The sequence below is a fragment of the Buttiauxella gaviniae ATCC 51604 genome (genome assembly GCF_001654835.1).
Lineage (GTDB): Bacteria > Pseudomonadota > Gammaproteobacteria > Enterobacterales > Enterobacteriaceae > Buttiauxella > Buttiauxella gaviniae.
Window position 1 is genome coordinate 43,560 of sequence record NZ_LXEP01000003.1, and the last position, 23,256, is coordinate 66,815.

At 48.9% G+C, this 23,256-nt stretch carries 23 protein-coding genes and 1 other annotated feature; of the genes, 8 read left to right on the forward strand and 15 right to left on the reverse strand.

Going from position 1 to position 23,256, the window contains the following annotated elements; all coding sequences use genetic code 11:
- The first annotated feature begins 193 nt into the window (after positions 1–193).
- The gene (gene osmB, locus M977_RS00610; RefSeq protein ID WP_064511622.1) at positions 194–412 is read left to right on the forward strand and encodes an osmotically-inducible lipoprotein OsmB; all 219 of its coding nucleotides are present in this window, start codon (positions 194–196) and stop codon (positions 410–412) included.
- Between the two features lie 138 nt (positions 413–550).
- Here the strand turns inward: osmB and yciH are convergent, their stop codons facing one another.
- The 5 genes from yciH to pgpB all read right to left on the reverse strand — a co-directional run bounded on the left by yciH (position 551) and on the right by pgpB (position 4,197).
- On the reverse strand, positions 551–877 hold the full coding sequence (gene yciH, locus M977_RS00615) for a stress response translation initiation inhibitor YciH (protein ID WP_064511623.1): 327 nt from the start codon (positions 875–877) through the stop codon (positions 551–553).
- Entirely contained in the window at positions 877–1,614 is a 738-nt protein-coding gene (gene pyrF, locus M977_RS00620) for an orotidine-5'-phosphate decarboxylase (RefSeq protein ID WP_064511624.1), read from the reverse strand. Before pyrF ends, yciH begins: the two co-directional genes overlap by 1 nt.
- 194 nt (positions 1,615–1,808) lie before the next feature.
- Positions 1,809–2,978, reverse strand: a complete 1,170-nt coding sequence (gene lapB / locus M977_RS00625; protein ID WP_064511625.1) for a lipopolysaccharide assembly protein LapB — start codon at positions 2,976–2,978, stop codon at positions 1,809–1,811.
- 6 nt (positions 2,979–2,984) lie between these two features.
- A complete protein-coding gene (locus tag M977_RS00630) occupies positions 2,985–3,290 on the reverse strand; it encodes a LapA family protein (protein WP_034455436.1) in 306 nt (101 codons plus the stop codon).
- A gap of 142 nt (positions 3,291–3,432) precedes the next feature.
- Positions 3,433–4,197, reverse strand: a complete 765-nt coding sequence (gene pgpB, locus M977_RS00635; protein ID WP_064511626.1) for a phosphatidylglycerophosphatase B — start codon at positions 4,195–4,197, stop codon at positions 3,433–3,435.
- Between the two features lie 208 nt (positions 4,198–4,405).
- Between pgpB and ribA the strand changes: the two genes are divergently transcribed.
- Entirely contained in the window at positions 4,406–4,999 is a 594-nt protein-coding gene (gene ribA / locus M977_RS00640) for a GTP cyclohydrolase II (RefSeq protein ID WP_034455434.1), read from the forward strand.
- A gap of 35 nt (positions 5,000–5,034) precedes the next feature.
- Here the strand turns inward: ribA and acnA are convergent, their stop codons facing one another.
- From acnA to topA, 6 genes are all read right to left on the reverse strand, one after another.
- Positions 5,035–7,710, reverse strand: coding sequence for an aconitate hydratase AcnA (gene acnA / locus M977_RS00645; protein ID WP_064511627.1), 2,676 nt, complete (start codon positions 7,708–7,710; stop codon positions 5,035–5,037).
- A 178-nt stretch (positions 7,711–7,888) separates the two neighbouring features.
- Complete coding sequence (ymiC, locus tag M977_RS25995; RefSeq protein ID WP_279586320.1) at positions 7,889–7,987, reverse strand: small membrane protein YmiC; 99 nt, start codon at positions 7,985–7,987, stop codon at positions 7,889–7,891.
- A gap of 162 nt (positions 7,988–8,149) precedes the next feature.
- The gene (locus M977_RS25120) at positions 8,150–8,320 is read right to left on the reverse strand and encodes a hypothetical protein (protein WP_157092015.1); all 171 of its coding nucleotides are present in this window, start codon (positions 8,318–8,320) and stop codon (positions 8,150–8,152) included.
- A 2-nt stretch (positions 8,321–8,322) separates the two neighbouring features.
- The gene (locus M977_RS24125; protein WP_074388631.1) at positions 8,323–8,484 is read right to left on the reverse strand and encodes a YmiA family putative membrane protein; all 162 of its coding nucleotides are present in this window, start codon (positions 8,482–8,484) and stop codon (positions 8,323–8,325) included.
- Between the two features lie 318 nt (positions 8,485–8,802).
- On the reverse strand, positions 8,803–9,777 hold the full coding sequence (cysB, locus tag M977_RS00650) for an HTH-type transcriptional regulator CysB (protein ID WP_064511628.1): 975 nt from the start codon (positions 9,775–9,777) through the stop codon (positions 8,803–8,805).
- 190 nt (positions 9,778–9,967) lie between these two features.
- The gene (gene topA / locus M977_RS00655) at positions 9,968–12,565 is read right to left on the reverse strand and encodes a type I DNA topoisomerase (protein WP_064511629.1); all 2,598 of its coding nucleotides are present in this window, start codon (positions 12,563–12,565) and stop codon (positions 9,968–9,970) included.
- 403 nt (positions 12,566–12,968) lie between these two features.
- Between topA and M977_RS00660 the strand changes: the two genes are divergently transcribed.
- Positions 12,969–13,220 (forward strand): YciN family protein, encoded by a 252-nt coding sequence (locus tag M977_RS00660; RefSeq protein ID WP_034455430.1) that lies wholly within the window; start codon positions 12,969–12,971, stop codon positions 13,218–13,220.
- Between the two features lie 51 nt (positions 13,221–13,271).
- On the opposite strand, the gene sohB is transcribed toward M977_RS00660, so the two are convergent.
- Entirely contained in the window at positions 13,272–14,321 is a 1,050-nt protein-coding gene (sohB, locus tag M977_RS00665) for a protease SohB (protein ID WP_064511630.1), read from the reverse strand.
- A 260-nt stretch (positions 14,322–14,581) separates the two neighbouring features.
- On the opposite strand from sohB, the gene M977_RS00670 reads away from it, so the two are divergent.
- Both M977_RS00670 and cobO read left to right on the forward strand, forming a co-directional pair.
- Entirely contained in the window at positions 14,582–15,343 is a 762-nt protein-coding gene (locus tag M977_RS00670; protein WP_064511631.1) for a YciK family oxidoreductase, read from the forward strand.
- Positions 15,340–15,930, forward strand: coding sequence for a cob(I)yrinic acid a,c-diamide adenosyltransferase (gene cobO / locus M977_RS00675; RefSeq protein ID WP_064511632.1), 591 nt, complete (start codon positions 15,340–15,342; stop codon positions 15,928–15,930). The genes M977_RS00670 and cobO overlap by 4 nt, the downstream gene beginning before the upstream one ends.
- 34 nt (positions 15,931–15,964) lie before the next feature.
- On the opposite strand, the gene rluB is transcribed toward cobO, so the two are convergent.
- From rluB to rnm, 3 genes are all read right to left on the reverse strand, one after another.
- Positions 15,965–16,849 carry a 23S rRNA pseudouridine(2605) synthase RluB gene (rluB, locus tag M977_RS00680; protein WP_064511633.1) on the reverse strand — a complete coding sequence of 295 codons (885 nt, stop codon included), beginning with the start codon at positions 16,847–16,849 and terminating at the stop codon, positions 15,965–15,967.
- A 95-nt stretch (positions 16,850–16,944) separates the two neighbouring features.
- Positions 16,945–17,565, reverse strand: coding sequence for an L-threonylcarbamoyladenylate synthase (locus tag M977_RS00685; RefSeq protein WP_034455425.1), 621 nt, complete (start codon positions 17,563–17,565; stop codon positions 16,945–16,947).
- An 11-nt stretch (positions 17,566–17,576) separates the two neighbouring features.
- Complete coding sequence (gene rnm / locus M977_RS00690) at positions 17,577–18,488, reverse strand: RNase RNM (protein WP_064511634.1); 912 nt, start codon at positions 18,486–18,488, stop codon at positions 17,577–17,579.
- A 118-nt stretch (positions 18,489–18,606) separates the two neighbouring features.
- Positions 18,607–18,704, forward strand: a sequence feature (Trp leader region).
- A gap of 22 nt (positions 18,705–18,726) precedes the next feature.
- Between rnm and M977_RS00695 the strand changes: the two genes are divergently transcribed.
- Genes M977_RS00695 through trpCF form a run of 3 tightly spaced genes read left to right on the forward strand, consistent with a single transcriptional unit; the run spans position 18,727 to position 23,249 of the window.
- Positions 18,727–20,289, forward strand: a complete 1,563-nt coding sequence (locus tag M977_RS00695) for an anthranilate synthase component 1 (RefSeq protein ID WP_064511635.1) — start codon at positions 18,727–18,729, stop codon at positions 20,287–20,289.
- Entirely contained in the window at positions 20,289–21,884 is a 1,596-nt protein-coding gene (gene trpD, locus M977_RS00700; protein WP_064511636.1) for a bifunctional anthranilate synthase glutamate amidotransferase component TrpG/anthranilate phosphoribosyltransferase TrpD, read from the forward strand. The genes M977_RS00695 and trpD overlap by 1 nt, the downstream gene beginning before the upstream one ends.
- A gap of 3 nt (positions 21,885–21,887) precedes the next feature.
- Positions 21,888–23,249 carry a bifunctional indole-3-glycerol-phosphate synthase TrpC/phosphoribosylanthranilate isomerase TrpF gene (gene trpCF / locus M977_RS00705; RefSeq protein ID WP_064511637.1) on the forward strand — a complete coding sequence of 454 codons (1,362 nt, stop codon included), beginning with the start codon at positions 21,888–21,890 and terminating at the stop codon, positions 23,247–23,249.
- The last annotated feature ends 7 nt before the right edge of the window (positions 23,250–23,256 follow it).

Here is a 23,256-nt window from a genome sequence, read left to right on the forward strand (position 1 = left end):
TATTTACCTATTGTTATTTCCAATACAAATTAGAATATTTATCAGCGATATAACAGGAAGTGATAATCACCGTAGTTATCTTTTAGGTCTTATATCGTTATGCAGTTTCGCGGAACGCTCTATAAGTTGGTTTATTGCCACTATACTTAACTAGAGACTATTTCCGTGAATCAATAATTCAGGAGAAAGTATTATGACCTTAAATAACAAAAAAATTGCTGCCGTTGTGCTGGCTTTAACTGTTGCTACCTCTCTGAGCGCCTGCTCAAACTGGTCCAAACGTGACCGTAACACCGCGATTGGTGCAGGTGCCGGTGCTGTTGGTGGTGCTGTCTTAACTGACGGTAGTGCACTTGGCACATTAGGTGGTGCAGCTGTAGGTGGTATTATCGGTCATCAAGTAAGTAAATAAAGCTTGATACCAGCAAAAGCGTAAATGCTTTTACACATTATAAAGTTTTTAATATTCAGGTCTGACTTTCAGCAGTCATAATAAAAGGCCACGGTATATTTACCGTGGCCTGATTGTTTCTATTATATCTTAAACGAATCAACCACCTGCTAATTTTACTTTCATACCTTTTGCTTCAAGCAGAGATTTAATCAGGTCACGTTTATCACCCTGAATCTCAATAACGCCATCTTTTAGTGAACCACCACAACCACATTTTTTCTTCAATTCGGCGGCGAGCGTTGCTAATTGCGCGTCATCCGCATCGATACCGGTAATCAAACAAACACCTTTGCCTTTACGGCCACTGGTTTGTCGTTGAATCCGCACCACACCATCACCTTTTGGGCGAACGGGTGCCGACGCAGGCTCATCAATGCGACCTGTTTCAGTTGAGTAAACTAAACGGCTGTTATCGTCTTTCATCATTCACCTTGCAGCAATGAAGCGCGGATATCACGCAGCGTCTGAGAAGGATTTGCAGATTGGGTGATCGGACGCCCAATTACCATGAAGTCTACACCCGCCGTTTGTGCTTGCTGCGGAGTCATGATGCGGCGCTGATCGCCTGCATCGCTTCCAACCGGGCGAATGCCAGGTGTAACGAGCTTAAATGATTGGCCCAATTCGCTCTTGAAACGCACAGCTTCCTGAGCAGAACAAACTACACCATCTAAACCACAATTTTGTGTCAAACGAGCCAGGCGCTCAGCGTGTTCAGCTGGAGTGGCAGCAATGCCGAGATCGACCAGATCGCTTGCTTCCATGCTGGTAAGGACAGTAACGGCAATCAGTAATGGTGCATCGTTGCCAAATGGCAGCAAAGCTTCACGTGCAGCCGTCATCATACGAGCCCCACCGCTGGCATGAACGTTCACCATCCAGACACCAAGTTCTGCCGCAGCGGCAACTGCATGTGCCGTCGTATTCGGAATATCGTGAAATTTCAGATCAAGGAATACGTCAAAGCCACGTACCTGAATATCTCGCACCAATTGCGGTCCAAACAAAGTAAACATCTCTTTGCCCACTTTTAGACGGCAATCACGCGGGTCGATGCGATCGATGAATGCTAAGGCTTTATCACGATTATCGTAATCAAGTGCGACAACAATAGGAGAATCGGTGGCAACAAGGGAGGAGGATGATGCAGTTGAATTCATGACTAAACCTTCTGATGTTGGACAGCACTGCGCCGCATAGAGATAAACGGCAAGCATTCTACTCGTGGCACACGCAAAATTACAGTTGCCATTATACCCTGCCAGGCATAATTGACTCGATGCCGAGGTGTGTTTTACAGAAAAGATCATTAGTATGTTGTAACTAAAATATCTCTTTTTTTTATAAATATCTGTTATTGCCCATCCAGGCCTCGGATAGGTTTAATCGTCGACCATGCCCGGCAAGAAGGACAATGCCAATAGAGCGTAAAAGCCGTGAAGCCACATTTCTGACAACGATAGCGCGGTTTAGTGCGAACCTGTTCACCAACCATGTCACGAAGCACCATCAGGCTCTCTTTTGCACGCCCTTCTTCTGCTTCCTGCAAGTGGTAATCCATCAGACGATGGAACACACGCATAGTAGGATGACGCTGGAGCTGTCGGTTGATATAAACTTGCGCGACTTCAGACCCCTCTTTATGTTCGAGAATCTCAGCCAGCATCAACTCTGCACCTGCTCCGGTGTTTTCTTCAACACAGCGTTTTAAGAACGCTTCCCACTCTTGCGGTTTATTTAATTGCTGATAGCAGGTCTGTAGCATTTCCAGCGTTTCGCTGACTAATTCGCTATCTTGATCAATAACGCGCTGCAATGTCTCAACGGCTTTTGCATATTCGTTACGAGCCATGAAGATGCGACCCATCATGATAGATATGCGCGCGCAATTTTTATCGGCAGCAGCCCCTTTCTTAAGCAGAGACATGGCTCGATCAAGATCATCGCTCCCCATCAATTGCACCGCTTGCTCACAATAGAAGTGGGCAATTTCTGTACGCTGCTTATCTTTTCCGAGCTTGACCAAACGTTCTGCTACTTCAATGGCTTTTTGCCAGTCGCTGGTTGCCTGGTGAATCAGCAACAATTGTTGCAACGCGCCGATTCGGAAATCAGTTTCATCGATCAACTGGGCAAACATATCTTCAGCGCGGTCGTACAATCCCGCAGCCATATAATCACGGCCCAACTGCTGCACGGCCAGCAAGCGCTGTTCGTAGGTTAGTGAAGCACTTTCCATTAAAGACTGGTGGATACGGATAGCGCGGTCGACCTCACCACGAGAGCGGAACAGGTTACCAAGCGTGAGATGGGCTTCAACTGTATTCGTATCTTCCTTGAGCATATCGAGGAAAAGATCCACAGCTTTATCTTGCTGGTTTGACAGCAAAAAGTTAACCCCCGCCACGTAGTCACGCGACAGGCGATTAGCCTCTTGTTGTTTATCTTGTTGTGCGCTTCTTCGCCCCATATACCAGCCGTAGGCGGCAGCGATAGGGAGTAGCAGAAACAACAATTCCAGCATGGCAGGTTATTCCTTCACAGCCGGTACAACAGCCGCAGTAACATCAGAATCTGTAGTAATTTGCTGCTCCAGGCGTTTAATTTTACGATCGGCGCGCGCAAGTGATACCCGCAGGCGCAACCAGAACAGGCCACAAATCAGCCAGCCCAGTAAAAAACCAGCAGCAAAAAGAGTCGCCAACAAAGTGGAGACGCGGTATTCGCCTTGTGCCAACAGATAGTTGAAATTGACTACCTGATCGTTTTGCGCGCCCAGAGTGACAGAAATCACAAAAATCGCTAGCACCAGTAAGAAAATGAATAAGTATTTCACATTACTTCCCGTCATGTGGTCTTACGCGACTAAATTATGCCCGAATGCTTTTACCCAACGGTATAAACTACCATTTCCCGGGTGTTCGGGGAATCCATAGAGAGCGTCCAATTCATAAGAAATGGGGATTAAATCAATAATCTCAAGGCTCATCATCCCGTTCGGCTATTTCATCAGCTTCTTGCGGCGGCGGTGAAAGCGGGCCGCATAATTTTTGTGCAAGCCAGGTTGCCAATGTTATCAACGCCCAGGAGATGATTGTGGCTACCACTAAATCCCGTGGCCAATGCATCCCGAGAAGCAACCGGCTGCCCATTACACCTGTTGCCCAAACTAACAGCAAAGCAATTGTCAAAGTTCGCCTGCGAGGCCACAGCAGTCCAACACCCAATAAGGCCCAACTTGCCGCAAACATCGTGTGCCCTGACGGAAATGCAAAACCGGTCTCTTTTTGCCAGTGTTTACGTAACCAACCTGGTACTTCCTGTTGCGTTTCCAGCTGGCTTTTTACCAGTTCGCTACGCTGCTTACGCTTTAAATTGTAGAACTCATCAGTTGGAATATGTTGCGTCTTTTCCAGCCATACAACAAACGGACGCGGTTCCTGCACTTTATCTTTGATGACAGATTTTACGCCCTGCCCAATAAGGATAGCCGCACCGAGTATGGCAAATAGCATTAGAGCTGCTTTTAAGCGAAACCTCAGGCACCACAAAAACCAACCGCACAACACAACATGAGTAATAATGCCCCAGGGCTGGGTTACAGTTTCGGTCACCCAATACATCATTTTAAGCCAGACACTATTTCCTCCGGGAACCCACTGCCACCCCGAAATCCATACGGCTAAAGGCATGATTAACAGTATTCCAGCACCAATTGTCGTTCGCTTTGCTATTGCCCGCATCACTTATCCTTATGCAATTTGAACATTAAGAATACCTGAAAAAGCGCACCGATGGGAAAACGTAGCGTAACGCAAAGCGTAAAAATAGGAGCCGTGGCAGTCAATTAGGTGAAGTACCCGCCGTTGTGGCAAAATAGCCAGAAGTAATTAAACAAGCCAGACAGCTGGCAGGCACGATGAGTGCCAACATAAGTACCTGGAGAATCACATGCAGCTTAAACGTGTGGCAGAAGCCAAACTGCCAACCCCATGGGGCGATTTCCTGATGGTGGGCTTTGAAGAACTGGCAACTGGACAAGACCACGTTGCTCTGGTTTTTGGTGATATTAGCGGGAATGATTCTGTTCTGGCGCGAGTGCATTCTGAGTGTCTGACGGGGGATGCCCTATTCAGCCTGCGCTGTGATTGCGGTTTCCAGCTTGAAGCAGCTCTTTCCCAGATTGCAGAAGAAGGCCGCGGTATTTTGTTATATCACCGTCAAGAAGGTCGTAACATTGGTCTGCTTAATAAAATCCGCGCCTATGCATTGCAGGATAAAGGCTACGATACGGTCGAAGCCAACCACCAACTCGGCTTTGCCGCCGATGAACGTGACTTCACGCTGTGTGCTGACATGTTTAAGCTATTAAGTGTCGACGCGGTACGCTTGTTGACCAACAACCCACGTAAGGTAGAAATTCTCAGTGAAGCGGGGATTAATATCGTTGAACGTGTGCCACTGATCGTGGGCCGTAATCCGAAAAACGCGCATTACCTGGATACTAAGGCCGCTAAAATGGGCCATTTGCTGTCCGAAGATTAAGAGATTTCTCCCCCATCGCTGGGGGAGATTTTTGTCTAATTTAGCATGTTGCGAATAACGTAATGCAGGATGCCATCATTTTTGAAGTATGTCAGTTCATTGCCGGTATCAATACGGCAGCGGCACTCCACCACCTCTTGTCTACCATCGGCGAAGGTTAATTTCACCGGAACCGTAGCGCCTGGCGTCAGATCATTGAGCCCACTGATATCAATAAACTCCTCCCCCGTCAGACCTAACGTTTTACGCGTCACTCCCTGCGGGAACTCCAGTGGTAAAATACCCATGCCAATCAAGTTTGAACGGTGGATACGCTCAAATGACTCAGAGATAACCACTCGTACCCCAAGCAGACGCGGGCCTTTTGCCGCCCAGTCACGGCTGGAACCGGAGCCATACTCTTTACCGGCAAATACCGCGAGCGGAATGCCTTTGTCGCGATATTTCATTGCAGCGTCATAAATTGAGATGACTTCGTCGCCAGGTAGCAAACGCGTCATCCCCCCTTCAACACCCGGCACCATTTCGTTACGGATGCGAATGTTGGCGAAAGTCCCACGCATCATCACTTCGTGGTTACCCCTACGCGATCCATAGGAGTTAAAATCTTTGCGCTCAACACCATGGTTTTGTAGGTAACGCCCTGCCGGACTATCAGGCTTAATACTTCCGGCCGGTGAGATGTGATCAGTAGTTACTGAATCCCCCAGCATGGCCAGCACGCGGGCACCATGAATGTCCTGCAATGGTTTCGGCGTAGCTTCCATTTCATCAAAGAATGGCGACAGACGAATATAAGTAGAATCACTCTGCCAGCCATAGGTATCTGAATGGTCTACCTCGATACTTTGCCACTCAGGCGTTCCCTCAAAGACTTCAGCGTACTCTTTGTGGAACATTTCCGTTGATACCTGCGCGACTGCACGGGCGATTTCCTGGCTGCTCGGCCAAATATCTTTGAGGTAAACAGGATCACCTTTGCGGTCATGCCCAAGTGGATCGGTGGTCAAATTAACGTTCATATTCCCGGCAAGTGCATAAGCCACCACTAACGGTGGCGATGCCAGCCAGTTAGTTTTCACCAGCGGGTGAATACGCCCTTCGAAGTTACGGTTTCCTGACAACACGGCACCAACGGTCAGATCACCCTTCTTAATTGCCTGTTCGATGGGATCTGGCAACGGCCCGGAGTTACCAATACAGGTGGTGCAGCCATAACCTACCAGGTTAAAACCTAGCTCATCGAGATAAGGAGTAAGTTTTGCCTTCGCAAGATAATCCGAAACAACTTTAGAGCCTGGTGCCAGTGAAGCTTTTACCCACGGCTGGCGTTTTAAACCTAAAGTCACGGCTTTTTTAGCCAGCAAGCCCGCCGCCATCAGGACACTTGGGTTTGAAGTGTTAGTACAAGACGTAATGGCCGAAATAACCACCGCCCCATCTGGCAACTGATAGCTCTTCCCGCCCATGGTGTAATCCACGGGTGCGCGATCTTTATGGCTGCTATTTACTTCAAGCTCATTACTAGCGCTAAAGGCTTTTGGCACATCACCCAACGCTACACGATCCTGTGGGCGTTTCGGCCCGGCAAGGCTTGCTTCAACCTCATTCATATCCAGTGACAGTGTACTGGTAAATACAGGCTCATCACCCGTATTACGCCACATCCCCTGAACCTTCGCATAGGCTTCCACCAGTGCGATTTGTTCTTCGCTACGCCCGCTCAGGCGCATGTAATCCAGCGTGACGGTATCAATCGGGAAGAATCCGCAGGTTGCACCATATTCTGGTGCCATATTGGCGATGGTTGCGCGGTCGGCCAGTGGCAATGAGTCCAGGCCATCGCCATAGAATTCAACGAATTTACCAACCACACCGTGTTTACGTAGCATTTGCGTGACGGTAAGTACGAGGTCGGTCGCAGTAATGCCCTCCCGCAATTTGCCGTTAAGTTTAAAGCCTACAACATCCGGGATCAGCATCGAAACAGGTTGTCCAAGCATGGCCGCTTCGGCTTCTATACCGCCAACCCCCCAGCCCAGAACACCAAGGCCGTTGATCATCGTGGTGTGCGAATCGGTGCCCACCAGCGTGTCTGGATAAGCTACCAGCTCATCACCCTGCATTTCGCTCCATACTGCTTTGCCAAGATATTCCAGGTTGACCTGGTGGCAGATTCCAGTACCCGGCGGTACCACACTAAACCGACTAAATGCTTGTTGGCCCCAGCGCAGGAAAACATATCGCTCATGGTTACGTTCCATTTCCAGGCTAACGTTTTCTTCAAAAGCATCGTCATTACCGAAATGATCGACAGTCACGGAGTGGTCAATAACAAGGTCAACAGGGGAAAGTGGATTAACTTTGGCAACATCTCCGCCCAGACGTTTTACGGCTTCACGCATGGCGGCTAAATCAACCACTGCCGGTACGCCAGTAAAATCCTGCATCAAAACACGCGCCGGGCGATAAGCAATTTCACGATCGGCATGAGCATTCTTCAGCCAGGCGGCCAGGGCATGAATATCATCTTGAGTGACGGAGTTTCCATCCTGCCAGCGCAGCAGGTTTTCAAGCAGAACTTTCAATGACTTGGGTAAACGAGTGATATCCCCAAGTTCCTTTGCGGCCAGCGGCAGACTGTAATAGTGATAGGTTTTATTCAGCGCCTGTAAAGTATCCTTACTGGCCTCTCGTAGGGTTAACGACATAGCTCCTCCGTAAATTTCTTAGGATAGCGGTATCCCTGACTAAGATCAGGGACAGTATTAAAGATAACACAAAGATATCGTAACGATTTGATAACAACCCAAATTGATAAATCGGATTGTGTAAAGACAGAGGGGGAGATTTGATTACACCCCGGAGGTGACCGGGGTGCTGGAATAATTAGTGAGTCAGCATCCAGACCATGTGGGCCCAAAATGCAAACGAAACGGAAAATACGCTAAGCCATGACCAGTATTTGGCACTACAGTGAGTATCCATAATCCACTCTCTTTATTTTTGGTAAACACTATGACTGAATAATTAATCAGTCTGTTTGAATATTGCTGTGTGTAGTGATTACTTAAAGAGTGAGGTGTTAATCACATATAATAAAAAAGTGTGATTGACCGCAAGTTAAATAAAGGTAAATAAAAATAACTCTTATTGTTCTATATGTTCGTCTGTTGAAAACAGATCGATAAATTCTTTTTGTTCTTGAGTCAACTGCCACGACTCAGGAACCTGTACTTCTCCAGATTTTGCTTCTTGCTGAGGCTTGTCATCTTGCTGAAGTACACTTTTTTGCACTTGTGTTTGAGCAAGGGCTGTCATAATTACCCCCAAAAATGCCAGGCTGCCAACGCTACCACAAGCCAGAACAGACCTGATACGAGAAACACCGCCATCCAGGCTTTACGTTTAAGCCCTGTTTCCTTTTGCGGTTCTTCACTTCCTGAAGGCATTGCTAACCTCATACAATCGGCACCACTTATCATAAATCATTAAACAATCGGTATAATTAATCGCCAGCTGGGATTAATCCTAAAGAAACTCTAGTACAAAAGCCAGCGAAATTGCTTTCCAGATACAGGAAAATATTTAATCTTTTGACCTGAAATAAATAATTGAAACAGTAAATTTGCGCAGAGGTTATTTATTATCTACGTTTGTCTCTTAATTGAGACACATTAACCATTCATATGGTGTGGGAAATTAGCGATTTAAGAAGGGAATAAATACGGAGAGAGGTAAATCATATTCTTTATGCAAATGAGAAGAGGTATCTTTCGCGCATGGAAAGATACCTCGCGATATTATTTTGCTGGTAGTTTAATATCTTTAAACATCGCTTCAATATCTTCGTTAGATTTTAATGCTACAGCGGTATCAACCACATCACGAGTCAGATGCGGGGCAAAACGCTGAATGAAATCATACATGTAACTGCGCAAGAACGTGCTGCGGCGGAAACCAATTTTCGTCGTGCTGTGGCTGAACACGCCTTGTGCTTCAATACGCACCAAATCAGGGTCTGACACCGGGTCCACCGCCATGCTGGCAATAACCCCTACCCCTAATCCCAGGCGCACGTACGTTTTAATCACATCAGCATCAGTTGCTGTGAACACGATACGTGGTGTTAGTCCTGCACGATTAAATGCCGTATCTAATTCAGAACGCCCGGTGAAGCCAAAGGTGTAGGTAACCAGCGGATATTGCGCCAGCTCTTCGATAGAGACGGACTCTTTTGATGCTAGCGGGTGATCCGGCGTGACAACAATCGAACGGTTCCAGTGATAGCACGGAAGCATCACGAGATCGTCGTAAAGGTGCAGTGCTTCAGTCGCTATCGCAAAATCGGCATTGCCTTTAGAAACTGCTTCAGCAATTTGTGTTGGTGAACCCTGGTGCATATGCAGCGAGACACGAGGGTAGCGCTCAATAAACCCTTTAATCACATTTGGCAACGCGTAGCGAGCCTGTGTATGGGTTGTAGCGACATAGAGCGAACCTTTGTCCGGCCAGGTGTGCTCACCGGCGACGGACTTAATAGCATCCACTTTTGAGAGCACTTCGCGGGCAATTCGAATAATCTCTTGTCCAGCAGGAGTCACCTGAGTCAGGTGCTTGCCGCTACGTGCAAAGATCTGAATCCCCAGTTCGTCTTCCAACATACGAACTTGTTTACTGATCCCCGGCTGAGAAGTGTAAAGCCCTTCTGCCGTCGACGAGACGTTGAGGTTGTGATTTACCACCTCTACGATATAACGAAGTTGCTGTAGTTTCATGGCGTTCCATCCGCAGTAAAAGCAGCCCCGGTATGAACAACGGCGGGGATCAGACGAGGTGAAAATCTCTGAAACCACTATATCAGTTATACCATCTATGTATAGTTAGAAAGAAAAAATAATAATCAGGTTATATAAGAGGATATAAAAAAGCCGGAGCAATAGCCCCGGCTTTTCACATTAAAGGCGGTTACTTCTTGCCTTCAACCCATTTACCATCCACAAAGAATGCTGACCAACCCGTCGCTTTACCTTCTTTCTCGGAAGAGACGTACTGCTGTTTAGTCTTACGGCTAAAGCGAACAACCGCTTTGTTACCATCCGCATCTTGTTGCGGAGCATCAGCCAGATAACGCAGTTTTTCTGGCAGACGGTCACGGAAGCGATACAGTTCTTCCACTAATGGCGCACGTGTTTCACGCGATTTAGGGAAAGTGTTTGCCGCAAGGAAAACACCCGCCGCGCCATCACGCAGGACGAAATACGCATCTGACTTCTCGCAAGGAAGCTCAGGCAACGGAACAGGATCTTCCTTCGGAGGAGCCACTTCGCCGTTACGCAGGATCTTGCGGGTATTTTTACAATCGTCGTTAGTACAAGCCATGTACTTACCGAAACGGCCCATTTTCAGGTGCATTTCAGAACCACATTTCTCACACTCAACGATTGGGCCGTCATAACCCTTAATGCGGAACTCGCCCTCTTCGATTTCGTAACCATCACACGTTGGGTTATTACCACAAACGTGCAGTTTACGTTTTGGATCGATGAGGTAGCTGTCCATCGCCGTGCCACATTTGGTACAACGACGTTTCGCACGCAGTGCGTTAGTTTCCGCGTCATCGCCTTCGAGCACATTGAGGACTTCGTTTTCCGGCACCAGGTTAATGGTGGTTTTGCAGCGCTCTTTAACAGGCAAAGCGTAACCAGAACAACCGAGGAATACACCAGTACTTGCAGTACGAATTCCCATTTCACGGCCACAAGTTGGGCAATCGATGCTGGTCAGTACCATCTGGTTTGGACGCATACCGCCTTCTTCCGGATCCAGCTCAGCTTTACCAAGCTGCTCACTGAAATCGCTAAAGAAGTTGTCCAGCACCCCTTTCCACTCGGCCTGATTATTGGCCACCTGGTCAAGGCTGCTTTCCATTTGCGCGGTGAAATCGTAGTTCATCAGCTCACGGAAGTTTTCTTCCAGGCGATCAGTAACAATTTCGCCCATTTTTTCAGCATAGAAACGGCGGTTTTCTACACGCACATAACCACGATCCTGGATGGTGGAAATGATCGATGCGTACGTAGACGGGCGACCAATCCCACGTTTCTCCAACTCTTTAACCAACGAGGCTTCACTAAAGCGAGCCGGTGGTTTAGTAAAGTGCTGACCTGGAATGATTTCAACCAGAGCGAGTTCATCACCCTGCTCTACAGCTGGCAATGTACGGTCTTCATCACCCTTACGCAGCGCAGGCATCACTTTCGTCCAGCCATCAAAACGCAGCGTACGGCCACGCGTTTTCAGACGGAAATCACCGGCTTGTACCGTTAAGGTGGTGGAATCGTACTGCGCAGGTGTCATCTGACACGCGACAAACTGGCGCCAGATCAACTGGTAAAGTTTCTGCGCATCAGCTTCCATGTCTTTGAGCGACTCGGCAACAACACTCACATCAGAAGGACGAATCGCTTCGTGCGCTTCTTGAGAGTTTTCTTTGCTGGAGTAATGATTCGCGGCTTCTGGAAGATATTTCTTACCGAAACTCTCTTCGATATAACCACGTACCATGCTCACCGCATCCTGGCTCAAGTTAGTTGAGTCAGTACGCATGTAAGTAATATGGCCCGCTTCATAAAGACGCTGTGCCATCATCATGGTTTTCTTCACGCCAAAACCAAGACGGGTACTTGCAGCTTGCTGCAAAGTGGAGGTGATGAAAGGCGCACCAGGCTTGCTGCTGGTTGGCTTATCTTCACGCTCAAGCACCGAATAACTGGCTTTTTCCAGCTCGCTAACCGCAGACATGGTCTGCTCACGGTTAACCGGGCGGAATGGCTTGTCTTTATGGTGGCTGACCTGAACAGGTAGACTATCGCCTTTCGGCGTCGTCAGGTTCGCGTCAACTTCCCAATATTCTTCCGGCACAAACGCTTTAATTTCGCGTTCGCGGTCAACAACCAGACGCACAGCAACAGACTGTACACGACCGGCAGACAAACCACGGGCAATCTTCTTCCACAGCAGCGGAGACACCATGTAGCCCACAACGCGGTCCATAAAGCGACGCGCTTGCTGTGCGTTAACACGGTCAATATTCAATTCGCCCGGCTTTTCGAAGGCCTGTTGAATTGCATTTTTTGTGATCTCGTTAAATACAACGCGGCTGTAACGCGTTTCATCACCACCGATAACTTCCCGCAGGTGCCATGCAATGGCTTCCCCTTCGCGGTCAAGGTCGGTTGCGAGATAGATATGGTCTGCTTTCTCAGCCAGTGATTTCAGTTCCGAAACCACTTTTTCCTTACCAGGCAGCACTTCGTACTGTGCTTCCCAGTTGTGCCATGGATCGACACCCATACGATTTACGAGCGCGCCGCGTTCATCCTTTTTGACCTTTTTGGTCCCTTTGGTGGAGGCGGAGTCAGCGCTCTTCTTGGTGGTTGATCCACTGGTCGGCAAATCACGGATATGACCGACGCTGGACTTAACCACGTAGTCATTCCCGAGATATTTGTTGATCGTTTTGGCTTTTGCCGGGGACTCAACGATGACGAGAGCTTTACCCATATTCACCTTTACCTAATGTAATTCTTCCAGGAGACGTCGCACGCTAGTTGCACCTTCCACTGGCGACGCGCTTTTCTATATTGCGACAGCGTCAATGGATATCAACTCTTTTTTCATCACCGGCCAGATTAAGCGAACATTCGCAGGTGATTGAGATAACGAGTCTTTCGCATCGGTGACATAGCACGACGGAACTTTGGTTGAATGTCAAGCAATTCCGTTGCCAGATTTGCGAAAGCGTCACACTCTACCTGATAAAATGAGTTACGCAACTTTATTAGCATGCAGCTCCGATTCCTGCCAGCACACCAAACTGATTAAATCACCTTAGGTTTACTCAGGAGATATTGCCCTTTGCAGTATAGCGGAAGTACACTACTGCCAGTTTTTAAAGGAGGAAATCATGAAACCGACCACTCAACCTATCGATAAACAGTCGCTAATTATTGAAGCCAACAAAGTTATCCGTGCCCATGAAGATTTCATGCATGGAATGGAAGCAACTGACGTCGAACAAAAAAACGGGGTGCTGGTATTCAAAGGTGAATACTTCCTTGATGAGCAAGGCTTACCTACCGGCAAAAGCACCGCCGTATTTAATATGTTTAAACATCTTGCGCATGTATTTGCTGAAAAATATCACCTGCAAGACTAAACAAAAAAACGAGGCCAAAAGGCCTCGTTTTTAATTACGCGCTGAATTTAATTACAACAGCGGTTTTTCACCACGTTGCCACCAGCGCAGCAACAGATTATCAAGGCTGTTTGCCGCACTACCGGTAAAACGGTCCATCATTTTTTTACGGCGCGTATAGTGAACGTTGATCACTTCGCGGTCTTTCATCAGATTAATCAGCAAATCATCGCTGGTGCTCACTGCATCGACCAAACCTTTTTCTAAAGCTTGAGTGCCGTACCAATGTTCACCTGTCGCGACGGAATCAATATCTAATGATGGGCGCATATCATGGACAAACTGCTTAAACAGCTGATGGGTTTCGTTGAGGTCTTCACGGAATTTCTCACGCCCTTGCTCAGTGTTTTCACCAAACAGTGTCAACGTACGTTTGTACTGCCCGGCAGTATGCAACTCAACATCTATATCATTGCGTTTCAGTAAGCGATGGAAGTTTGGAACCTGAGCAACGACACCAATCGAGCCAATAATAGAAAACGGTGCAGCGACGATTTTGTCGGCCACACACGCCATCATATAACCACCGCTGGCAGCTACTTTGTCCACAGCAACCGTCAGACGTACTTTGCTGTCGCGCAGACGCTGTAATTGTGACGCAGCAAGCCCATAACCATGAACAACACCGCCAGGACTCTCCAGACGCAGCAGAACCTCATCTTCAGGCTTCACTACGGCCAATACTGCGGTTATCTCTTCGCGCAGGGAAGTAACCTCGTGAGCATCCATACTTCCTTTAAAATCCAACACATAAAGTGTTGGCTTGCCAGAAATAACCGTTTCACCTCGTTTAGCGCGAGCTTTTGCTTGTTTCGCTTCGAGTTTGTGTTTTTTCTTTTGAGCTTTATGCCAGAGTTTTTGCTGATGGTCATCAAGCCTTGCCACCTGCATTTCTTCCTGCATTTCCTGGTATTGTTCACTTAAATTGGTGAGACGCAGCTCACCTCGTTGATGTCTTTTGCGACCGGCAACATTCACAATAATCGTGACAAGAATGCCAATAGCCGCAACGACCGTGACAATTTTCGCCAAAAACAGCCCATAGTTTGCAATCAGATCCACGCTTTCCGCCTTCCATTCAGAGCATTAAATATCTATCGCCCAGTGTAACCGAGCCGTGATTCTACGTCTGTAAGCAACTATAAATGCTGCGAGCCCTCTTCCTGAATGCCTTTAGCAAAATGAAACTTTTGCAAAATGTTAATCAAAGGTATTGTCTCCTGTTGCCTGATTGAAATAAGCAGTCCTTTCAGGCATAAAGCCTAAAGGTTATAAATCCGAGAAATAAGACGTGAGCAAAAGCATCGCGCGAGGAGTTGAGAGTGCACTATCAACCGAAAACAGATTTACTGCAAAATCGCATCATTTTAGTCACAGGCGCCAGTGATGGTATCGGACGGGAAGCCGCCTTAACTTATGCACGTTATGGTGCAAACGTCATTCTGCTTGGCCGCAATGAAGATAAGCTCCGTAGAGTCGCCGATGAAATCAACACCCGTTATGGCAGCTTACCGCACTGGTTTACGTTGGATTTTTCCAACGCAACACCTGAAGACTGTCATGACCTAGCGCATAAACTTTCAGGGCTAATTCCGCGTTTAGATGGTGTACTGCACAATGCCGGCATCCTCGGCGATATTTGCCCAATGGATGAACAAGATCCGCAAATATGGCAGAACGTGATGCAGGTAAATGTTAACGTCACCTTCTTCCTGACTCAGGCATTGCTTCCTTTATTACTCAAATCTGATGCCGGTTCGCTAGTCTTCACAAGCTCAAGCGTAGGCCGCCAGGGTCGTGCGGGTTGGGGTGCCTATGCGGTATCAAAATTCGCCACCGAAGGTATGATGCAAGTGCTGGCGGAAGAATATAAACAACATAATTTGCGCGTCAATTGTATAAACCCCGGTGGCACACGTACTGCAATGCGCGCTAGTGCATTCCCCACAGAGGATCCTGATAAGCTGAAAACGCCACGGGACCTCATGCCGCTCTATTTATGGCTGATGGGCGATGATAGCCGTCGTAAAACAGGCATGAGCTTTGATGCTCAACCCAACCGTAAACCAGGAATTTCGGAATGAGTGAAGATCGTTACCAGCAGCGCCAACAGCGCCAAAAAGAGAAAGTCGATGCCCGCGTCGCCGCAGCACAAGATGAACGCGGTATTTTGATAGTCTTTACCGGAAACGGTAAGGGGAAAACAACAGCGGCTTTTGGCACTGCAACCCGTGCCGTTGGCCACGGTAAAAAAGTAGGTGTAATCCAGTTTATCAAAGGTCAGTGGCCAAACGGTGAACGTAATCTACTTGAACCACTGGGGGTTGAGTTTCAGGTTATGGCTACTGGTTTTACCTGGGATACTCAAAACCGTGAAACTGATACCGCAGCGTGCCTTGAAGTGTGGGAGCATGCAAAGCGAATGCTTGCAGATGAGTCACTGGATATGGTTCTCCTCGACGAAATCACCTATATGGTCGCCTACGATTACCTGGCCCTTGAAGAGGTGCTGAAGACGCTTACACAGCGTCCTGCAAACCAGACGGTTATCGTGACCGGGCGCGGATGTCATCGGGATATTCTTGAAGTGGCGGATACGGTGAGTGAGTTAAGACCGGTCAAACATGCCTTTGATGCAGGCATTAAGGCGCAAATCGGTATCGATTATTAATAAAAAAACCCCTCAATTTGAGGGGTTTAATGTTTTAGCTACTGCGCCCACCGCGACGGCCGCCGCCGCTACCAGTAGTTTGCGTATGGCGTTTCACCGCACGACGAATCTGGTTCGCTTTCATGCGGCGACGGTCTTTCTCTACCGCCACTTTGCTTTCTGTCTCTTCCTGCAACTCTACCAATTTACGCAGGTAGTTAGTTTGACCCAGGTCGAGCTCAGTGTAACCACCACGTGGCAGGCCTTTCGGCAACTGGATGTCACCGTAACGCACACGAATCAGACGGCTAACCTGCACACCTACTGCTTCCCAGAGGCGGCGCACTTCACGGTTGCGGCCTTCAGTAAGAGTAACGTTGTACCATTGGTTAATGCCTTCACCACCGGTAAATTTGATGGTTTTAAACGCGGCCGGGCCATCTTCAAGCTGCACACCACGACCCAGTTGTTTCACTTTGTCGTCGTCAACTTCGCCGAACACACGTACTGCGTATTCACGTTCTACTTCACGACTTGGGTGCATCAGGCGGTTTGCCAGCTCACCGTCAGTTGTGAAAAGTAATAAACCACAGGTATTCACATCCAGACGACCGACAGCAATCCAGCGCGCACCGCGCAGTTTTGGTAAACGGTCAAATACGGTTGGACGCCCTTCTGGGTCATTACGCGTACACAATTCGCCTTCTGGCTTGTAGTAAGCCAACACACGGCAAATCTGTTCTGCAGATTCTTTAATGGAAATCAGGTGACCATCAATACGGATTTTCAGGGCCTGTGTTACTTCAACACGATCACCTAATTTGGCAACTTTGCCATCCACACTGACACGGCCGGCAGAGATAATGGTTTCAATCTCACGACGGGAACCATGGCCTGCACGGGCCAAAACTTTTTGTAACTTTTCGCTCTTATCGCTCATTGAGCTTCCTCGGGTGTCGCCTTCACAGGCGTCGAATTGGGATAATGAAGCATGTCAGCCCCATTTTAGGCCGCACAGTATAGCCGCAGACGCACTTATAAGAAAGGCTTAGCGTCACCGGCACCTTCACGGATAACAACAGGTGCATCCTCAGTTAAATCAACAACCGTTGTTGGCTGCTGCCCAAGGTAACCACCATGGATAACTAAATCGACAACCTTTTCGAGACGGTCTTTAATTTCTTCTGGATCTGACTCGGTAAACTCACTGCCTGGAAGCATCAGCGATGTCGATAACATCGGTTGATCCAGCACTTCGAGCAACGCCAATGCTATCGGGTTGGATGGAACGCGTAAGCCAATCGTCTTACGCTTTTCCTGCAACAAACGGCGCGGAACTTCTTTGGTGCCTTTGAGAATAAAGGTGTAATTACCTGGCGTGTTATTTTTGATTAAGCGAAACGCCACGTTATCAACAAATGCATACGTTGAAAGCTCGGATAAATCCCGGCACATCAATGTAAAATTGTGCCCATCAGGCAAATGACGGATGCGGCAAATGCGCTCCATTGCCGTTTTATCTTCAAGTTTACAGCCCAATGCATAACCCGAGTCGGTTGGGTAAACAATAACGCCGCCCTTACGAACAATTTCAACTGCCTGGTTAATCAGACGCTGTTGTGGGTTATCCGGGTGAATATAGAAAAATTGACTCATACAACTGCCCTCTATTTTGCGATGTGGCCGACATCCCAATTCTGCCAAACAGGTACTACGCCTGCAGGCAGCCAGAGCTTGCGCCCAAGCTCGATCCACGCGCAAGGCATGTGGAAATCTGAGCCTTGCGACGCCAGCAAATTAAATTGCTGTGCGTAACTCGCAAGTTGGGTGCGCTCATTGGGAGCTTGCTGGCACTGCGCGACTTCCATGGCATCGCCACCATTTTCGGCAAACTGCGCCAGTAACCTTTTCAGCCATTTAGCACTAAGGTCATAACGGCCGGGATGCGCCAGAACCGCCTGCCCGCCAGAATGATGAATTACATCAATAGCTTGTTCTATTGTACACCACTGTGGCGGAACGTAACCGGTTTTCCCCTTTGCGAGATATTTCTTAAACACATCTGCCATTGTATTGGCCTTTCCACACTCCATCAAAAAGCGCGCGAAATGGCCACGAGTGACTTCGCCACCGTTGGCATGGCGCATCGCACCTTCCAGTGCACCGGGGATATGTGCTTTTTCCAGACGTTCAGCGATTAATGTTGCTCGCTGAACACGGCGCTCACTTTGCTGGGCAAGGAACTCAGCTAATTGCGGATTGTGCTCATCAACACCTAATCCAACAATATGTATTTCATGGTTTTCCCAGATGGTTGAGATCTCAACGCCGCTAATTAAACGCAATGGCAATTGCAGGCGTGATACCGCTTCCCTTGCTGCAGCAATTCCGGCTACTGTGTCATGGTCTGTTATTGCCAGAATGCCAACACGCATTTCAACGGCTCGTTGTACTAACGCCTCTGGCGTTAGTAGGCCATCAGACGCGGTGGTATGGCTATGTAAGTCGTGAATCACCGCTAGTGTTGGTTGGCTCAAAATAACTCCGGGTGTGTTAATAAAATGAAAAACGCCGCTCATGATAGCGATTTTCCTTCATAACTAAAAATCGCTATTGACTTTGATTCATCGAACTAGTTAACTAGTACGCAAGTTCACACGAGAAAGGTATCTGATAATGAAAGCGATAATCCGCATGCACAGCTGGTGGCGTACTTCCTGATAACGGGCAGTGTAATCGCTATGGCTGTATTTCAGCCCAGATACCAGGCCCGCCAATGAAGCGGGCCTTTTTTTGAACAAAATATGAGAGCAAAAAATGCAAACACAAAAACCAGCGCTCGAATTACTGATTAACGACGCGCCATATCGTGATAACCCGACAGCCGTTTTCCACCAGCTGTGCGGCGCACGTCCAGCAACCTTACTGCTCGAATCCGCCGATATCGACAGCAAGGATGACTTAAAAAGCCTGCTGTTAGTTGACAGTGCGCTGCGTATTACCGCCTTGGGTGACACCGTCACGATTCACGCCCTTTCAGAAAATGGCGCCTCACTGCTTCCATTGCTGGATGCGGCTTTACCTAGCGGCGTAGAAAATAAACATTCACCACAAGGCCGTGTGTTGCGCTTCCCGGTAATCAGTTCGCTGTTGGATGAAGATGCTCGTCTGTGTTCACTGTCGGTATTTGACGCCTTCCGTCTGATGCAGGAATTGGTGACGGTGCCGGAAAACGAGCGTGAAGCGATGTTCTTCGGCGGCTTGTTTGCATACGACCTGGTTGCAGGATTTGAAGACTTGCCCGATCTCAAGCAAGACAACAACTGCCCTGACTACTGTTTCTACCTGGCAGAAACGTTGCTGGTTATCGACCATCAGAAAAAAAATACACGCATTCAGTCAAGCTTGTTCACCCCATCAGCTTCGGAAAAACAGCGTTTGATTCAGCGCTCTGAACAACTGAGCAAGCAGATGCAGCAGGAACCTTCTGCGCTGCCGGTGCAAAAAGTGGAACGCATGACCTGCGAATGCAACCAAAGCGATGAAGAGTTTGGCGATGTGGTACGCAAAATGCAGAAAGCCATTCGCATCGGTGAGATTTTCCAGGTTGTCCCATCACGCCGTTTCTCACTGCCATGCCCTTCTCCACTTGCCGCTTACCAGACACTGAAAAAGAGCAACCCAAGCCCGTATATGTTCTTTATGCAGGATAACGATTTCACTCTGTTTGGCGCATCCCCTGAAAGCTCGCTGAAATACGATGCGAAATCACGCCAGATAGAAATTTACCCAATTGCCGGGACTCGTCCACGCGGTCGCCGCGCTGATGGCTCACTTGATCGTGACCTCGACAGCCGTATTGAGCTGGAGATGCGTACCGACCATAAAGAGATGTCCGAGCATCTGATGTTGGTTGACCTGGCGCGTAACGACCTGGCACGAATTTGCACACCAGGCAGCCGTTATGTTGCTGACCTGACTAAAGTTGACCGTTACTCCTTTGTGATGCACCTGGTATCACGTGTGGTGGGCGAACTGCATAAAGATCTCGACGTACTGCACGCTTACCGCGCCTGCATGAATATGGGCACCCTGAGCGGCGCACCAAAAGTACGCGCTATGCAGCTGATTGCCAAAGCTGAAGGTGTGCGCCGTGGCAGCTACGGCGGCGCCGTCGGCTACTTCACCGCTCATGGTGATTTAGACACCTGTATCGTTATCCGCTCCGCCTACGTTGAAAACGGCATTGCCACCGTACAGGCCGGGGCTGGCGTAGTACTAGATTCCGTACCGCAGTCCGAAGCTGACGAAACACGTAACAAAGCCCGCGCTGTACTGCGCGCTATCGCTACCGCGCATCACGCACAGGAGATTTTCTGATGGCTGACATTCTGCTGCTCGATAATATCGACTCGTTTACCTATAACCTGGCCGATCAGCTGCGTGCTAACGGACACAATGTCGTCATCTATCGTAACCATGTTCCAGCACAGACCTTAATTGAGCGTCTGGAAACGATGGACAACCCGGTTCTGATGCTCTCACCTGGTCCTGGTGCGCCGAGTGAAGCGGGCTGTATGCCTGAGCTGTTGACCCGTTTGCGTGGTAAGTTGCCGATTATCGGTATCTGTCTGGGCCACCAGGCTATTGTTGAAGCTTACGGCGGTTATGTCGGCCAGGCGGGTGAAATCCTGCATGGTAAAGCATCAATTATTTCCCATGACAGTGAAGCCATGTTTGCCGGTTTACCTAATCCATTGCCGGTTGCGCGCTACCACTCATTAGTCGGCAGCAATATTCCTGCGGGTTTAACCATTAACGCCCATTTTGATGGCATGGTGATGGCGGTTCGCCACGACGCTGACCGCGTATGTGGTTTCCAGTTCCACCCTGAATCCATTCTGACCACTCACGGCGCGCGCTTGCTTGAGCAGACTCTCGACTGGGCATTGCTGAAGTTAAAACAAGCCAACACGCTGCAACCGATCCTCGACAAACTGTATAAAGCTCAAACTCTGAGCCGCGAAGAAAGCCACCAGCTGTTTGCCGCCATCGTGCGCGGCGAGCTGAAACCAGAACAGTTGGCGGCAGCGCTGGTCAGTATGAAAGTACGTGGCGAGCATCCAAATGAAATCGCCGGCGCGGCGACCGCAATGCTTGAAGCCGCAGCGCCGTTTCCAAGCCCGGATTATCCTTTTGCCGACATCGTTGGCACCGGCGGTGATGGCAGCAACAGCATCAATATTTCCACCGCCAGTGCCTTTGTGGCCGCGGCAGTTGGCCTGAAAGTGGCGAAACACGGTAACCGTAGTGTTTCCAGTAAATCTGGCTCTTCCGACTTACTGGCCGCGTTTGGTATTAATCTGGAAATGAGTGCTGAAGCGTCCCGTCAAGCGCTAGATGATTTGGGCGTCTGTTTCCTGTTCGCACCGAAATACCACACTGGTTTCCGCCATGCGATGCCCGTGCGCCAGCAGTTAAAAACGCGCACCCTGTTTAACGTGCTTGGGCCATTGATTAACCCGGCACATCCACAAATGGCGTTGATTGGCGTTTATAGTGCGGAACTGGTGCTGCCGATTGCAGAAACACTGCGCGTGTTGGGTTATAAGCGCGCGGCAGTAGTGCATAGCGGCGGAATGGATGAAGTTTCTCTGCATGCCACTACACAAGTTGCAGAGCTACATGATGGCGAGATCAAAAGCTACCAACTGGAAGCAACTGACTTTGGCCTTCCTGCTTATCACCAGGACCAGCTTGCAGGCGGCACACCGGAAGAAAACCGTGACATTCTCAGCCGCCTGTTACAAGGTAAAGGAGAGACAGCTCATGAGTCCGCTGTAGCGGCAAACGTCGCAATGCTAATGCGCCTGCATGGGCAAGAAGATCTTAAAGCGAACGCACAACGAGTTCTGGAAGTACTGCGCAGCGGTGCTGCGTATGACCGGGTTACAGCGCTGGCAGGAAGAGGATAAGTCATGCAGGAAACAGTATTAAAGAAGATCGTCATTGATAAGGCGATTTGGGTTGAAGCACGCAAGCAACAACAACCCCTGGCAAGTTTCCAGAACAACATCGTACCGGCAACACGTAATTTTTATCACGCACTGCAAGGTGCCCGTACGGCCTTTATTCTGGAGTGTAAAAAAGCCTCTCCATCTAAAGGCGTAATTCGTGATGATTTCGACCCGGCGCGTATTGCTAATGTTTATAAACACTATGCTTCCGCTATTTCAGTACTGACTGACGAGAAATATTTCCAGGGCAGCTTCGATTTCCTGCCGATTGTCAGCAACATCGTCACGCAGCCAGTATTGTGCAAAGACTTTATTATCGACTCGTATCAGATTCACCTGGCCCGTTTTTATCAGGCCGATGCTTGTCTGTTGATGTTGTCCGTTCTTAACGACGAGCAGTACCGCCAGCTCGCAGCTGTAGCACATAGCCTGAATATGGGTGTGCTGACAGAAGTCAGCAATGAAGAAGAGCTTGAGCGCGCAATCGCCCTGGGTGCCAAAGTTGTCGGTATCAATAACCGTGACTTGCGCGACTTGTCCATCGACCTGAACCGTACGCGCCAATTAGCGCCTCGTTTAGGGCATGGTGTGACGGTTATCAGTGAGTCTGGCATCAGCAATTACGGCCAAATCCGCGAGCTCAGCCACTACGCTAACGGCTTCCTGATTGGTTCTGCCCTGATGGGTGAAGACGATTTAAATGCCGCAGTGCGTCGTGTAACGCTTGGCAATAACAAAGTATGTGGCCTCGCCCGCCCCCAGGATGCCCGCGCGGCATATGAAGCAGGTGCTATTTATGGTGGACTGATTTTTGTACCGACGTCACCGCGATTTGTTAGCGATGAAACCGCAGCATCGGTGATTGCCGCAGCCCCATTGAAATTTGCAGGCGTGTTCCGCAACACTCCGGTAAGTGAAGTGGTACAGAAAGCCGAAAAATTCACTTTGTCTGCTGTGCAACTGCATGGTGATGAAGACCAGAATTACATCGACGAGTTGCGTGCCATCCTGCCAGCGAATGTGCAAATCTGGAAAGCACTGAGCGTTAAAGAGAGTTTACCGGCGCGAGATTTAAACCACGTCGACAAATATCTCTTCGACAATGGCCAGGGCGGCAGCGGGCAAAGCTTCGATTGGTCCCTCCTGGCAGGCCAGAATCTGGAAAACGTCATTCTGGCTGGCGGACTGGGTGCAGATAACTGCGTCGAAGCGGCAAAAACAGGCTGCATAGGTTTAGATTTCAACTCGGGTGTCGAAAGCGCGCCGGGTATTAAAGATGCTAACAAGCTGGCTGCCGTCTTCCAGACGCTGCGGGCTTACTAAGGAAAAT